The sequence below is a fragment of the Falsiroseomonas algicola genome (assembly GCF_011040385.1).
In the GTDB taxonomy this organism is placed as follows: domain Bacteria; phylum Pseudomonadota; class Alphaproteobacteria; order Acetobacterales; family Acetobacteraceae; genus Falsiroseomonas; species Falsiroseomonas algicola.
This window is the reverse complement of the sequence record NZ_JAAIKB010000008.1, coordinates 108038-122718: the sequence shown is the minus strand read 5'-3', so window position 1 is coordinate 122718 and position 14681 is coordinate 108038. Positions and strand designations below refer to the sequence as shown.

The window sequence follows — 14681 nt, the reverse complement described above, 5'->3', positions numbered from 1 at the left end:
GTCTCTCCTTGCTTGTCAGCCGCGAACGGACGGATGCCAGAAGGTCACCCGCCGCTCGATCAGCGCCATGGCGCCGTAGAATGCCGAACCCACCACCGCCGCCACAACGATTTCCGCCCAGACCATGTCGAGGGCGAGGCGCGCGGCCTCCGTCGTGATCCGGAAGCCCATGCCGGTGGTGGGGGATCCGAAGAACTCCGCCACGATGGCGCCGATCAGCGCCAGCGGCGCGTTCACCTTCAGCGCCGTGAAGATGAAGGGCAGGGCGGCGGGCAGGCGCAGCAGCAGCAGCGTCTGGCCGTGGCCGGCGGCGTAGCTGCGCATCAGGTCGCGCTCCAGCGCGCCGGCAGCGGCCAGGCCCGCCACCGTGTTCACCAGCATCGGGAAGAAGGTCATGGCGACGACGACGGCGGCCTTGGAGGGCCAGTCGAAGCCGAACCACATGACCATGATCGGCGCGATGCCGACGACGGGCAGCGCCGCCACCAGATTGCCGATGGGCAGCAGGCCACGGCGCAGGAAGGGCACGCGGTCCGCCAGCAGCGCCATGAGGAACCCCGAGCCGCAGCCGATGGCGTAGCCCGCCAGCACGGCCTTGAGGAAGGTCTGCACGAAATCCTGCCAGAGCAGATGCGCGCCGCTGGCCATCCGGGCGGCGATGGCGGAGGGCGCGGGCATCAGGGCCATCGGCACCTCGAACCCCACCACCAGCACTTCCCACAGCGCGAGGATGGTGGCCCCGAAGGCCAGCGGCGCGGCCAGCGCCTGCCAGCCCTGGCCCGGCAGGTCGCCGAGCCGCTTCACCAGCCAGGCCGCGAGCCCCGCGGTGAGGGCGATGCCGGCCCAGGCCAGCGAGCCCGGCTCGCCCGGCGCATGCACGCCCGCGATCGCCAGGACGAAGCCCAGCACGACGACGGCCGCGAGCAGCCCCGTCCTCATGCCCGCGCCCCCATGCGCCGCGCCAGCAGCCGCTCCGCCAGGCCGACCACCCCGACCAGCGTGGCGGAGACCACGGCCGCGACGGTCAGCGCCGACCAGATCTGCAGGGTCTGGCCAAAATAGGACCCCGCCAGCAGCCGCGCGCCCAGCCCCGCCTGCGCGCCGGTCGGCAACTCCGCCACGATGGCGCCGACCACGGCGGCGGCGACCGCGACCTTCAGCCCGGCGAAAAGGTAGGGCAGGGAGGTCGGCACGCGCAGCGTCCAGAATACCTGCGCCGGCGTCGCGGAATAGGTGCGGAGCAGGTCGCGCGACAGGGCATCCGGCGCCGCCAGCCCCTTCACCATGCCGATGGCGACGGGGAAGAAGCAGAGATAGGCGCTGATGATCGCCTTCGGCATCAGCCCCGTCATGCCGAGCGCGCCCAGCGCGACGATGACGATCGGCGCCAGCGCCAGCACCGGCACGGCCTGGGAGGCGATGATCCAGGGCATCAGGCTGCGTTCCAGCGCCCGCACATGGATGATCGCAACCGCCAGCAGCACTCCCGCCAGCGACCCGAGCCCGAACCCCGCCAGCGCGGCGGAGAGCGTGACCATCGCATGGTTCACCAGGCTGCGGGGGGATGTGATGGGCGGTCCCGTCAGGCTGTTCCAGGTTTCCACCACCACCTGGTGCGGCGCCGGCAGCAGCGGTCGCGCATGGGACAGCGTCAGCGACACCATGGTGGCGAAGTCGGGCGCATGGCCGGCCCGCGCCTGCATGTCCCACACCACCTGCCAGTTCAGCCAGACGGCGCCGAGGTACCACAGCACCACGATGCCGGCGGAGACCGTCAGCACCGGCAGGATGCTAGCCCTCATAGGAATGGCCCGCGCGCAGCCCCTCCCGCACGCGCTGCGCGATGCGCAGGAATTCCGGCGTCTCCCGGATCTCCAGCGGGCGATCGGGGCCGAGGTCGCAATCCACGATATCCGTAATGCGTCCGGGCCGCGGCGACATGACGACGATGCGGGTGGAGAGGAAGACCGCCTCCGGGATGGAATGCGTCACGAAGACCACGGTCTTGCGCGTCGTGGCCCAGAGCTTCAGCAGCTGTTCGTTGAGGTGGTCGCGGACGATCTCGTCCAGCGCGCCGAAGGGCTCGTCCATCAGCAGCAGCTTCGGCTCGAAGGCCAGCGCGCGGGCGATGGAGGCGCGCTGCTGCATGCCGCCGGAGAGCTGCCAGGGAAACTTCCGCTCGAAGCCCGCCAGGTTCACCAGCGCCAGCTGCTGCCGCGCGCGTTCCTGCCGCTCGGCCTTGGAGAGCCCCATGATCTGCAAGGGCAGCATCACGTTGCCCTCGATGGTGCGCCAGGGAAACAGCGCCGGCGCCTGGAAGACGTAGCCATAGTCGCGCGCCAGCCGCGCGGCCTCCGGCGTCACGCCGTTCACGCGGATCTCGCCGCCGGTCGGCTTCTCCAGATCCGCGATCACGCGCAGCAGCGTCGTCTTCCCGCAGCCTGAGGGGCCGATGAGGGAGATGAACTCGCCAGGCGCGATGTCGATGTTCACGTCGGACAGCGCATGGACCGGCCCGTCATTGGTGCGGAACACCAGGGACAGGTTCCGCGCGGCGATCGCCGGCTCAGCCACCGTTGGTGATCTCCCAGAGTCGCGAGGGGCTGAGCGGCATTTCGAGAATCTCGATCCCCTTGGCAGGCAGGTCCAGCGCATCCTCCAGCGCCTGCGCGAAGAGCGCGCCGACGGGGATGGCGCCGGCCTCCCCCGCGCCCTTCACGCCGAGCGGATTGAGCGGCGACGGCGTCACGGTGTGGTCGAGGCGCATGCGCGGCACGTCGAGCGCGGTCGGCAGCAGGTAGTCCGCCAGGCTGGCATTCATCAACTGGCCCTGCTCGTCCCAATGCAGCTGTTCGAAGAAGGCATTGCCGATGCCCTGCGCGACGCCACCCTGGATCTGCCCGGCCAGGATCAGCGGGTTGATCACCGTGCCGCAGTCATGGACGACGACGTAGTCGAGGATGGTCGGCCGCAGGGTCAGCGGATCGACCTCCACGATCATCGCATGCGCGCCGCTGGCGGTGGCGCCGCCGGCCGGGCCGAAATAGGACGTCGCCTCCAGCCCCGGCTCCGTGCCCGGCGTGACGGCGCCGCGCATGGGGTTCGCCAGGCCCGCCAGGGCGCCGAGCGTGATCGAATGATCCGGCACGCCGACGACATGCACCTTGCCATCGGCCAGGACCAGATCTTCCTCCGCGCATTCGAAGTGGCGCGCGGCGGTCTTCAGGATCTTCTGGCGCACCACCTTGGCGGCTTCATGCGTGGCGCTGCCGGCGACGACGGCGCCGCGGCTCGCGAAGGTGCCGACGCCCCAATAGAACTGGTCGGTGTCGCCGGTCGTGACCTCCACATCGCGGATATCGACGCCGAGCTGCTCGGCGACGACCTGCGCGAAGGCCGTGGCATGGCCCTGGCCCTGAGACCCGATGCCGGTGGCGAGGCTCACCTTGCCGCTGCCCTGCACCTGGATCTTCGCACCCTCATAGGGGCCGATGCCCGTGCCCTCGACATAGCAGACCACGCCGATGCCCAGCGCCCGGCCCTCCGCGCGCGCCTTCGGCTGCGTCTCCTGCACGAAGCGGTCATAGCCGATGGCGTCCAGCGCCTTCTCCAGGATCGGTGCGTAGTTGCCGCTGTCGTAGGAGAGGCGGGAGAAATCCTGGTAGATCACGCCCTGGTCGTAGGGGAAGGCGTCCGCGGGGATGAAGTTGCGCCGCCTGATCTCGTTGCGGTCCAGCCCGAGTTCGCGCGCCGCGATGTCGAGCAGCCGCTCCATCACGAAGACGCCGTGCTGCCGTCCGGCACCGCGATAGGGCGTGACCAGCGTGCGGTTGGTGAAGACGGCGGTGAAGACGCTGTCATAGGCCGGCACGAGGTAGCAGCCCAGCAGCGTGCACTGGCTGTTCAGCGGCAGCGTCAGGCCATAGGGGTCATAGGCGCCGTTGTCGTGCAGGAAGACATCCTTCACGCCGAGGATGCGCCCGGAGGCATCCAGCGCGATCTCCGCGTCATGGATCTGGCTGCGCTCATGCGTCGTGGCAAAGAAATGCTCCAGCCGATCCTCGATCCACTTCACAGGCCTTCCGAGGCGCATGGCGGCCCAGGGGACCAGCACTTCCTCGGGGTAGAACATCATCATCTTCGGCCCGAAGCCGCCGCCGATATTGGGCGCGACCACGCGCACCTGCCGTTCGCTGAGGCCGAGCATGGCGGCCAGCCCGTTGCGGATGACGACGGGCGCCTGGGTCGTGTCCCAGACCGTCAGCCGGTCCGCCCGCGGGTCCCATTGTGCGACGACGCCACGCGTCTCCATGGGGATGGAGGCGCCGCGGTCATAGGTGAAGCGCCGCTTCACGACCAGGGCGGCCGCCTTCGCCGCCGCGGTATAGTCGCCGCGATGCTGGTGCACGCGCGCCGCGACGTTCACGCCGAGATGGTCATGCACCAGCGGCGAGCCCGGCTGCAGCGCGGCCTCCAGGTCGCCGACCGCGTCCAGCACCTCCCACTCCACGACGATGTCGGCCAGCGCGTCCTCCGCGATGTAGCGGCTCTCGGCCACCACCATCGCGACGGGCTCGCCGACATGCCGCGCCTTGTCCTTCACCAGCGGCACTTGGCAGCACTGATGAAAGACCATGCCGGGGACGGGTGGCGGCGGCACCAGCAGGGGGCCGGGCTTCCAGTAGTCGCCCAGATCCTCCGCCGCATAGGCGGCGATCACGCCGGACCGCGCGCGCGCCGCCGTCAGATCGACGGAGAGCAGCCGCGCATGGGCATGCGGACTACGCAGGAAGGCCACATGCAGCAGGCCGGGCAGTTCGACATCGTCGACGAACAGCGCCTCGCCCCGCAGCAGCCGCGGGTCCTCGTTCCGCGTCAGCGGCTTGCCGAAGGAATGCGTCATGCGCCGCGCTCCGCCGCCAGAAGGACCGCGTCCACGATGTGCTGGTAGCCCGTGCAGCGGCAGAGGTTGCCGGACAGCGCGTGGCGCACTTCCTCCTCGCTGGGCTTCGGGTTCTCCGCCAGGAAGGCCGTCATCGTCATCAGGATGCCGGGGGTGCAGTAGCCGCATTGCAGCGCGTGGCTGTCCTGGAAGGCCTGCTGCAGGGCGTTGAGCTGGCCGGGCGCGGGCGCCAGGCTTTCCACCGTGCGGATGTCATGCCCCTCCGCCTGCACGGCGAAAGCGAGGCACGCACGCGCGGGCTCGCCATCCCAGAGGATGGTGCAGGCGCCGCAGACGCCGTGCTCGCAGCCGACATGGGTGCCCGTCAACCCGATCTCGTGGCGCAGGAAGTCGCTGAGCAGCAGGCGCGGCTCGACCTCCCGCTCATGGGCCACGCCATTCACCGTCACGCGCACCTTCATGCCGCGCGCTCCGCCGCCAGGGTCAGCGCGCGGGCGGCCAGCACGCCCGCCAGATGGCGCTGATAGGCCGGGGAGGCCTGCACGCTGCCCATCGGCTCGATCTCCGCCTTCGCGGCCTCCGCCGCCGCCGCGATGTCGGCCGCCGCCAGCGCCGTGCCGACCAGCAGCGCCGCCGCGCCCGGCGCCGCCATGGGCGTCGGCCCTGCGCTGCAGAAGGCCAGCCGCGCTTCCGCGCAGCGCCCGGCGCCGTCCCGCCGCAGCACCGCGGCGACGCCCATCATGGCATAGTCGCCCCGCCGCCGCGCCAGTTCGAGAAAGGCCGTGCCGGCGCCGGCGGGCAGGGGAGGCACCATGATCGCGGCCAGCATCTCATCCTCCGCCAGCGCGGTGGTCAGCGGGCCCAGGAAGAAATCGGCCGCCGGCAGGATGCGCGTGCCGCCCGGGCCCCGAACCTCCATCCGCGCCTGGAGCGCCAGCATCACGGCCGGCATCTCGCTGGCCGGGTCGGCGTGGCAGAGATTGCCGCCGAGTGTCCCCCGGGTGCGGATTTGCGGATGCGCCACTTCCGCCAGCGCTTCCAGGATCAGGGGCAGGTGCCTGGCCACTTCTGCATCTCGCTCGATGGCCCGGTACCGCACCATCGCCCCGATCCGCAGCGACCCGTCCGGCGACCAGGCCAGCGAATCGAGGCCCGCGACCCGGCTCAGGTCGATCAGCACGCCGGGCTGGGCGACCCGGAAATTCATCGCCGGCACCAGGGATTGCCCCCCCGCGATGAAGCGTGCGCCATCCCCATGGACGGATTTCAGCGCCAGCGCCGCCTCCACCGTCTCCGGCGCCTGCCAGTCGAAGGGCGCCGGCTTCAATCGATGATCCTCATGATTCCGAAACTGCCAGAAGCCGCCCCGCCCGTGCCAGAGGCGTTTTCCGGACAGGCGGTGCCCGACGGCCGGGCGGCTGCCGCCTTCTTGCCCAGGCTGCGCGCGGCATGGTCAGGTGGGGCATGCCCATCACCGCCTATCTCGCCGGCCCCGACGTCTTCCTGCCCGATGCGCCGGCCCATGCCGCCCGCAAATCCGCGATCTGCGCCGCCCATGGCATTACCGCCCTGCCGCCGCTGAACGAGGATGTGGCAAGCCTGGCCGCCATGCCGGAAGCCGAGGCCTGGCGCGTGATCTTCGCCAAGGACATCGCGATGATGGAGCGCGCCGACATCGTCATCGCCAACCTGACACCCTTCCGGGGCGCCTCCGCCGATGCCGGCACGCTGGTGGAGCTCGGCTGGTTCCTTGGCCGCGGCCGCCCGATTTTCGCCTACTCCAACACCGCCACCCTGTTTGCCGCCCGCAGCCAGGCGCAGGTGGCGGCGGTGCCGGACCCGATGCCGGGGCTCACGGTCGGCGGCTTCGGCCTGCCGGACAACCTGATGATCCCCGGCGCGGTGGAGACCGGCGGCCTGCCCATCCTGCTGCCGGAGGAAGGGACGGACCTGCCCTTCGATTCGCTGGACGTATTCAGCCGCTGCGTGGCCGCCGCGGCGCGGCGACTCGGCGTGGGGCCTGGATGAGAGAGGACGGTTCCAGGTTCGCGCGCGCGCGCTTCAGCAGGCCGAGCAGCGTCCCGATCTCCGCCTCGCTCATGCCCTGGGTCGCCAGGCCGATCACCTCCCGCGCCCGGGGAAGCAACTGCTCCCGCAGCGCCCGGCCGGCCTCCGTCAGCCGGATATGGACCTTGCGCCGGTCCTCCATGCTCCGGTCTCGCGTGATCCAGCCTGCCTCCTCCATGCCCCGCAGGGCGATGACGGCGGTCGGTTCCTGCATGCCGATGCGGGCGGCGAGTTCGCGCTGCGTCAGGCTGTCTTCCTCCCACAGCACGCGGAGGAAATACCAGGCGCCAAGCGTCGCGCCGCTGGGCTGGATGCGGATCTGCAGCGCGCGCTGCATGGCGCGGTTGAGGTCCCGGACCTGGAAGCCGAGGCTCTCTTCCAGCGGCAGCGCCAGGGCGCGATCCGGGTCCTTGGCGGCGCGACGGGTCATCAGCCCCTTCTACAACCGCGGCGGGCAGGGGGCAAAGCAGGCCGGTCGTTCAGGCCGGGGCGAGCGGCCAGAAGAAGGCCACCGCCGGCACGCCCACGATGAGGACCGTGGCCGATAGTGGCAGCCCGAGCCGCCAGTAATCCTGGAAGCGATAGCCCCCGGGCCCCATCACCAGCGTGTTGCACTGGTGGCCGATCGGGGTCAGGAAGTCGCTCGCCGCGCCGATCGCGACCGCCATCAGGAAGGGATCGGGGCTGAGGCCCAGCTGCTGCGCCAGGCTCGCCCCCACCGGCCCCATCACCAGCACCGTCGCGGCGTTGTTGAGGAAGGGAGTCACGGCCATGGCGACCACCATCATCAGCGCCATGGCGGCGATCGGCGGCACGGCGGCGGCGGCCACGGCCAGCCATCCCGCCACCAGCTCCGTCCCCCCCGTGGTGCGGATCGCCTCGCTGACCGGGATCAGGGCGGCGAGCAGCACGATGACGGGCCATTCCACCGTCTCATAGGCTTCCCGCATCGACATGGCCCGCAGCGCCAGCAGCACGACCGCCGCGCCGAAGAAGGCGATGGAGACGGGCACGACGTGGGCGGCCACCAGGCCCATGGCGATGGCCAGCACCAGCGGCGGCACCCAGCCGCGGCGATTGCGCCCCAGCGGCACGTTGCGCTCCGACAGCGGCAGGATGCGCAGGCCCCCCATGGCATGGGGCACCGCCTCGGCCTCCCCCTTCAGAATGACAACGTCGCCGGCGCGGAAGCGCAGCTCGCTCAGTTTCTCGTCGATGGTCTGGCCGCGGCGGCTGACGGCGATCAGGTTCAATCCGGTCCTTCCATGCAGGTCGAAGCCCGAGGGCGTGGCGCCGACCAGCGGGCTTTCGCCGGTGACGACGCCCTCCACCACCTCCGCCGCATCGGCCGGCAGTTCCTGGCGTTCGCCCACCAGCGTCAGCCCGCTGCGGGCGATGAAGGCATCAAGGTCGTCGGCCTCTCCGGCCAGCATCACGCGGTCGGCGGGGCGCAGCACTTCCGCATCCCCCGGCACCTGGCGGGCGCCGTCGCGGATGAGGGCGGTGACGCGGACCTCGCCCTCTCCGAGGGCGGCCAGTTCGGCCACGGTGCTGCCGACCATGCCGCCTTCCGCGGGCAGCCGCGCTTCCGTGCTGTAGTGGGAGAGGGTGAAGGCCGCCGCCTTGCCGCCGGAGGCGCGTTGCCCGCCCGGCAGCAGCCGCCAGCCCAGCGCCAGCACCACCAGCCCCGCCAGCGCGATGCAGCCGCCGACCGGGGCGAAGTCCAGCAGGCCGAAGGGCTGGCCCTGCATCTCCTCCCGCAGGCGGGAGACGATGATGTTGGGGGAGGTGCCGACCAGCGTGACCAGCCCGCCCAGCAGCGCCGCGAAGGCCATGGGCATCAGCAGGGCGGAGGGGGAGGTGCCCGTCCGCCGCGCCAGCTGGAAGGCGACGGGCATCAGGATGGCGAGCGCGCCGACATTCTTGGTGACGGCCGAGAGCACCATGACGACGGCGGCCAGGATCGGCACCTGCACCGCCGGCCCGCCCTTGAGATGGGGCAGCAGCGGCCGCATCGCGGCCTCCACGGCGCCGGAGCGCGCGACGGCGCCGCTGACCAGCAGCGCGCCGGCCACGATGATGACGACGTCGTCGGAGAAGCCGGAGAAGGCCTTTTCCGCCGGGACCACGCCACTGACGACGGCGGCGAAAAGGGAGAGGAGCGCCACCAGGTCGTAGGGCAGGCGGCCATGGATGAAGGCCGCGATGGTGCAGCCGAGGATGGCGAAGGCGATGGCCTGGTCGATCGTCACACGGAAATCCCCGCGCCGGAGATCGACGCGGGGATGCGAACGGCGGGCCGGCCCCGCCGGTTCCGTGTGGCCTATTCGGCCAGCGACATGCCGAGTGCCGGCTTGGCGTCCGGCGGCAGGGGGCTCTGATAGGGCTTGCCGCCGGTGCGGGCGCGGTGGTCGGCCTTGGCCTTGGCGATGATGTCGGGGTTGCGGATGGCATCCACCGCCGTGCCGGCCATCACCTTGGCCACATGGACCATGCCGGTATGCGCCGCATCGGTCTTGCCCTGCGCCACGACCTGCCAGGAATGGCCGGGCGTGCCGATGGCGTAGGTCGCGCCCCGCGCCTGCACCGTTGGCACCTTCCAGGAGACGTCGCCGACATCGGTGGAGCCGTTCATCCCCGCGCCCTTGGCACCGAGCGGCACGATGGCGTCACACAGCGCCTTGCCTGTCTCCGGCGTCACGCCCTGGCGGCGATAGGCGGAGAGGATGTCCTCGTCCCGCAGAGTCTTCTGGATCTCGGCCGCGAACGCCTTGTCGGCCTCCGTGAAGGGGGGCGGGCCCAGGCGCTCGAAATTGTCGTGCATCAGCTGTTCGAGCGGGGAGTTGCCGAGCAGGTTGGAGACGGCGGAGATGACCTGGGTGGAGACCGTCGTCTCCGTCATCAGCGCCGCGCCATCCGCGATCTTGCGGACGCGCTTCACCAGGCCGTTCAGTTCTTCGAGGTTCCGCGCGCGGATGAGGTAGCGGACCTTGGTGCGGCTCTGCACGACGTTGGGCGCGATGCCGCCGGCATCGAGATAGGCGTAGTGGATGCGGGCATCGCTCGGCATGTGCTCCCGCATGTAGTTCACGCCGACATTCATCAATTCGATCGCATCCAGCGCCGAACGGCCGAGATGGGGCGAGGACGCGGCATGGGCCGCCCGGCCCACGAAGGAGAAGTCGATGCGGGTATTGGCCAGGCTGATCGGCTCGTTGACGCCGGAGAAGGCGGCGGGGTGCCAGGAGATGGCCATGTCCACGTCATCGAAGGCGCCGGCGCGCACCATGAAGCCCTTGGCCGCGCCGCCTTCCTCCGCGGGGCAGCCGTAGTAGCGGACGCGCCCCGGCAGGTTGTTGGCCTTGAGGTAGTCCTTCACGGCTGCGGCCGCGAGCAGGCTCGCCGAGCCCAGCAGATTGTGGCCGCAGCCATGGCCGTTGCCGTCGCCGGGGATGGGCCGGTGCTCGGCCACGCCCGCTTCCTGGGACAGGCCGGGCAGCGCGTCATACTCGCCGAGGATGGCGATGACGGGGCCGCCTTCGCCGGCCTCGCCCATCACGGCCGTCGGGATGCCGGCGACGTCCTTCGTGATGGCGAAGCCCTCGGCCTCCAGCATCGCGATATGCTCGGCGACGCTGCGATGCTCGTTGTAGCAGAGCTCCGGCATGCCCCAGACGCGGTCGCTGAGCGCGGCATACTCGCTGCGGCGTTCCTCGACGTGGCGCCAGATCTCTTCATCGTTGCGCATCGACCGTATTCCCTAGATCCGCCCGCCATTCACCGGCAGGACATGGCCCGTGATGAGTTTCGCATGCTCCGAGGCGAAGAACAGCACGCCATCGGCGATGTCATCAGGCTCGCCCAGCCGGCCGAGCGCGATGGTGCGGAGAATTGCCTGGCGCTCCGCTTCCGGCCGCGCTTCCCAGGCCGCTATGCCCTCCGGCCCCGTATATTGCAGCCCCGGCGCCACGCTGTTCACCGTGATGCCGTAGGGGCCGAATTCGACCGCGAGCTGCTTCGTGAGACCGACCAGCGCGTGCTTCGCGGCCGTATAGGCCTGGATCCCGGTGCGCGACGCCTGGAGGCCCGCGGTAGAGGAGATGGTGACGATGCGCCCCCGCCCCGCCGCCTTCATCCCCGCCCCGGCGGCACGGGCCAGGGCGAAGCCGGCATGGATGTTGACGGCGAAGACCCTGTCCCAGTCGGCATCGGGCGCCTCCTCCACCGGGTGGAAGCGCGCGCCGACGACGCCGCCGGCATTGTGGACCAGCACGCGGATCGGCCCGCCCGCGGCGTCCTCCACGCCCTTGATCCAGGCCGCGGCGGCGGCGCGGTCGGACAGGTCCACCACGGCGGTCGAGATGTCCCGCCCCGCCGCCGTCTCCGCCAGGCCCGCTTGATCCACGTCGCAGGTGAAGACGCGCGCGCCGAGATCGGCGAAGCGGCGGCAGATGGCGCGGCCGAAGCCCATGGCCCCGCCGCTGACGGCCACGACCTGGCCATCGAACCGGATCTGCATCAGCCCAGCGCCGCCGCGGCATCCGCGATGGCCGCCCGCGCCTCCCGCAGCGCGAAGGCGACCCGGTTGCGGGCGCGCAACGCATCGACGGCGGCGTAGCGCTCCTCATCCGTGCCGGGCGTGGTGGCGGCCAGGTCGCGGATCGGCTGCAGGGTCGGCCAATTCGGCACCGGCAGCGCATGCGGGTGCAGGAACCGGTCGCCCGCCGTGTAGTCCGCCGGCACCAGGGCGCGGGATGCGCGCATCAGCGCCGCATTCGCCGCCGCCGCATCCTTCGCGGGGCGGCCGGCCAGGGCGGCAGCCGCATCGCGCAGCGCCGTCGCGCTTGCGACCAGGGGTTCGATCGGGAAGCGCCCCGCGAGCTTCGTCTCCAGCGGTGCCAGTTCCGCGAGCAGCGACGCCGCCGTCGCGGCGTGGTCCAGCGGCACGACCTCGCTCGCCAGCAGGTTCCACACGACCTGCCCCAGCACGCGGGTGTCGCGCACGAGGTTCGCCTCATCCACCTTGTCGATCGTGTCGTGCGGCGTGTGCCACCACCAGCCCAGCGCGTTGCGCGCCTGCGCGTGCTTCGCCGGCTGTTCGCTGATGCTGCCGAACATGGAGGGGATGCCGATCTGCACGAAGCTGTCGTCGCTGCTGCGGTTCTTCCGCTTGCCCTTGTAGGTCTGGTTGGTGTGGGCCTGCACGGCGGAAGCGGCGAGCTGCCACAGCTCCGCCATCGCCGCCGTGTTCGCCAGCACTGTCGCGCCGGCGCCGCCCAGGCTGTCCACATTCACATGGGCGACGCAGCGGCGATCCAACTCATCCCAGTAGGCATCCGCGTACCAGGCGCTGCCGGAATAGCGTCCATGCGAATGGCCGGACCAGAAGCAGACGCGCAGGCCGCGCTGCATCCGGTCACGCCGTTCCGCGCAGAGCCGGGCGACTTCCATCATCCCCGCATTGGCGGAGCCGTTGTCCATCACGCCGTAGTACCAGGTGTCGTGGTGGCCGGAGAGCAGCACGAAGGGCTCATCCCCACCGCCCGCCGCGCCGTCGATCTCCGCCACCAGGATCGGCGTCTTGCGCCAGCCCGTATCAACTTCGGCATGCAGCGTCACGACGGGGGACCCACCGGCCGCCAGCGCATCGCGGATGGCGCCGCCATCGGCATTGTCCACGCTGCAGACGACGGTGCGCGGCATGCCGTCCTTCGTGCTGTTGCCCGGGCTGCCCCAGACCGGGGAGATGCACATCTCGTGGATGTGCTCGTGATGGCTGATGTGGAGATGCGCGATGGCGCCGGCCTCCGTCGCGCGCTTCGCCGTCGCCGGCGTCGCCATGCCCTCCATCAGCAGGATCTTCCCCGCGAGGTCGCGGCCCGCGAAATCCTCCTCCGTCCCATGCCCGATATAGACCGGCACACCGGAGACGCCGCCGGGCGGCGAGGATTGCGAGAAGCTCTGCGTGATCGCCTTCACCGCCTTGCCGTCCACCAGCACGGAGGCCTTGCCCGGCAGGCTGATGAAGGCGTCATGCAGGATGACTTCCGTCCGGAAGCCATAGTCCCGCATCCGCTGGTCGATGAAGGCCAGCGCCTCCCGCTCCTCCGCGGCGCCGGAGCTTTTCACCCAGCGCGCGATCTGGCGCAGATTGGCCATCATCTCCGGGCCGCTGACGGCATCGGTGAAGCTGGTCGTTGTTCCGTCCGGCATGGCTGCCTCCTCCTTCAGCGACGCGCGGGCACGCGGCCCTCGCCGATATCCCACCAGATGCCGGCCATCAGCCCGAGCCCCTCCCGCAGCAGCGGCGCCAGCGCGTGTTCATCCGGCCCGTGCTGGTTGCAGCCGGCATAGCTGTTCGGGATCCAGATCACCGGCGTGCCCAGCTCCTCCAGGAACATGTCGGAGGGGTTGGAGCCCGAGGAATTGGGCACGATGTTGGGCGCGCGGTTCGTCGTCCGCGCCATCGATCCCGCGACCATGCCGACCCAGGGATCATCCGGATCGGTGCGGGAGGCGCCGAACATGTCGCGCTCCATCACCTGGATGATCTCGACCTCCGGAAAGCCCTTGGCGTCGAGATGCCGGCGCAGCGCGGGCACGATGCTGTCGCCCGGCACATCGGCGCAATGCCGCACCTGAAGCCGCGCGCGGGCCTCCCCCTGCACGGCATTGGTCGGCGCATCGGGATGGCCCGTGATCTGCGCCAGCACGATGACGCTGGTCCAGCCGAAGATCTTCTCGGCCTTGGTCAGCCCGGGCTCGCCCCAGTTCGGGTCGCCCTCGGGCAGGCCAGGGATGTCCTCGAACACCAATTCGCCGATGGCGCGCTTCACCGCGGGCGGGATGGCGGCGGGGGTCCAACCCTCCACCAGGATGCGGCCGTGCCGGTCCGTGATGCTGGCCAGCGCATGCGCCAGCACGAAGCCGGGGTCGGTCAGCACGCCGCCCCAATGGCCGGAATGATGCGCATGGTCACGCAGCCGCACCACCAGGTCGAACGCCACGCCGCCGCGGGCGCCGAGCTTCATCTCCGGCATGAAGGTCGTCTGCCGGGGCCCGTCGAGGCCGATGAAGACATCCGCCGCCAGCCTGTCGCGCTCCGCCTGCAACAACCCGCGCAGGCCGGGCGATCCCTGTTCCTCGCCGGTCTCGACCAGCACCTTGGCGTTGAAGCCGAGACGACCGCCGCGCTCCGCCATCACGGCGCGCAGCGCCTCGATCGCGATCAGGTGCTGGCCCTTGTTGTCGACCGTGCCGCGGCCATACCACTTGTCGCCGCGCACCGTGACGTCCCAGGGGTCCATGCCGTCGGACCACTTGCCCTTCAAACCGCGCACGACGTCGCCATGGCCATAGACCAGCACGGTCGGCAGCGACGGATCCTCGATCCGCGTGGCGACGAAGACGGGGCCACGGCCCTTCTTGGGATTGTCCAGGACCGTTTGCTCGAAGGCCATGTCGCGCATCAGCGCGGGCATGGTCTCCTCGCAGTAGCGGCGCAGCGCCGGCTCGCTGTCCGGCAGCTGGCTCTCGGTCGGCACGGCGACGAGCGCGCGCAGGCGCTCCAGATATGTCCCCTCGTCAAAGCAGCGTTCCGCCCGCGCGATCGCACCCGCCCGCGTCCCTGCCATGGAGACATTCCCCTTCCTTGCCGTGGGGATGCTGGCACGCATCGCCCCGTGACGGGAAGCCACGACCCCCTTGCCGT

Annotated in this window: 13 protein-coding genes; 1 reads left to right on the top strand and 12 read right to left on the bottom strand. The window is 70.7% G+C overall.

Going from position 1 to position 14681, the window contains the following annotated elements; genetic code table 11:
- Positions 1 to 15: 15 nt before the first annotated feature.
- Genes G3576_RS19445 through G3576_RS19420 form a run of 6 tightly spaced genes read right to left on the bottom strand, consistent with a single transcriptional unit; the run spans position 16 to position 6230 of the window.
- The gene (locus G3576_RS19445) at positions 16 to 939 is read right to left on the bottom strand and encodes an ABC transporter permease (RefSeq protein ID WP_164696100.1); all 924 of its coding nucleotides are present in this window, start codon (positions 937 to 939) and stop codon (positions 16 to 18) included.
- On the bottom strand, positions 936 to 1802 hold the full coding sequence (locus G3576_RS19440) for an ABC transporter permease (RefSeq protein WP_164696099.1): 867 nt from the start codon (positions 1800 to 1802) through the stop codon (positions 936 to 938). The genes G3576_RS19445 and G3576_RS19440 overlap by 4 nt, the downstream gene beginning before the upstream one ends.
- A complete protein-coding gene (locus G3576_RS19435) occupies positions 1792 to 2574 on the bottom strand; it encodes an ABC transporter ATP-binding protein (RefSeq protein WP_328729374.1) in 783 nt (260 codons plus the stop codon). Before G3576_RS19435 ends, G3576_RS19440 begins: the two co-directional genes overlap by 11 nt.
- Positions 2567 to 4903: a xanthine dehydrogenase family protein molybdopterin-binding subunit gene (locus G3576_RS19430; RefSeq protein ID WP_164696097.1), complete on the bottom strand. Its 2337-nt coding sequence runs from the start codon at positions 4901 to 4903 to the stop codon at positions 2567 to 2569. The genes G3576_RS19435 and G3576_RS19430 overlap by 8 nt, the downstream gene beginning before the upstream one ends.
- Positions 4900 to 5364, bottom strand: coding sequence for a (2Fe-2S)-binding protein (locus G3576_RS19425; RefSeq protein WP_164696096.1), 465 nt, complete (start codon positions 5362 to 5364; stop codon positions 4900 to 4902). Before G3576_RS19425 ends, G3576_RS19430 begins: the two co-directional genes overlap by 4 nt.
- On the bottom strand, positions 5361 to 6230 hold the full coding sequence (locus tag G3576_RS19420) for an FAD binding domain-containing protein (RefSeq protein WP_164696095.1): 870 nt from the start codon (positions 6228 to 6230) through the stop codon (positions 5361 to 5363). Before G3576_RS19420 ends, G3576_RS19425 begins: the two co-directional genes overlap by 4 nt.
- Before the next feature lie 122 nt (positions 6231 to 6352).
- Between G3576_RS19420 and G3576_RS19415 the strand changes: the two genes are divergently transcribed.
- The gene (locus tag G3576_RS19415; RefSeq protein ID WP_164696094.1) at positions 6353 to 6931 is read left to right on the top strand and encodes a nucleoside 2-deoxyribosyltransferase; all 579 of its coding nucleotides are present in this window, start codon (positions 6353 to 6355) and stop codon (positions 6929 to 6931) included.
- Here the strand turns inward: G3576_RS19415 and G3576_RS19410 are convergent.
- The 6 genes from G3576_RS19410 to G3576_RS19385 all read right to left on the bottom strand — a co-directional run bounded on the left by G3576_RS19410 (position 6879) and on the right by G3576_RS19385 (position 14604).
- Positions 6879 to 7400 (bottom strand): MarR family winged helix-turn-helix transcriptional regulator, encoded by a 522-nt coding sequence (locus G3576_RS19410; RefSeq protein WP_164696093.1) that lies wholly within the window; start codon positions 7398 to 7400, stop codon positions 6879 to 6881. The genes G3576_RS19415 and G3576_RS19410 overlap by 53 nt on opposite strands.
- Before the next feature lie 49 nt (positions 7401 to 7449).
- The gene (locus G3576_RS19405; protein WP_164696092.1) at positions 7450 to 9222 is read right to left on the bottom strand and encodes an SLC13 family permease; all 1773 of its coding nucleotides are present in this window, start codon (positions 9220 to 9222) and stop codon (positions 7450 to 7452) included.
- Positions 9223 to 9293: 71 nt separating this feature from the next.
- Positions 9294 to 10718, bottom strand: coding sequence for a M20 family metallopeptidase (locus G3576_RS19400; protein ID WP_164696091.1), 1425 nt, complete (start codon positions 10716 to 10718; stop codon positions 9294 to 9296).
- Between the two features lie 12 nt (positions 10719 to 10730).
- Positions 10731 to 11489 (bottom strand): SDR family NAD(P)-dependent oxidoreductase, encoded by a 759-nt coding sequence (locus G3576_RS19395; RefSeq protein ID WP_164696090.1) that lies wholly within the window; start codon positions 11487 to 11489, stop codon positions 10731 to 10733.
- Positions 11489 to 13183, bottom strand: coding sequence for a M28 family peptidase (locus tag G3576_RS19390; protein ID WP_164696089.1), 1695 nt, complete (start codon positions 13181 to 13183; stop codon positions 11489 to 11491). The genes G3576_RS19395 and G3576_RS19390 overlap by 1 nt, the downstream gene beginning before the upstream one ends.
- Positions 13184 to 13197: 14 nt before the next feature.
- The gene (locus tag G3576_RS19385) at positions 13198 to 14604 is read right to left on the bottom strand and encodes a M20/M25/M40 family metallo-hydrolase (RefSeq protein ID WP_164696088.1); all 1407 of its coding nucleotides are present in this window, start codon (positions 14602 to 14604) and stop codon (positions 13198 to 13200) included.
- Positions 14605 to 14681: the final 77 nt, after the last annotated feature.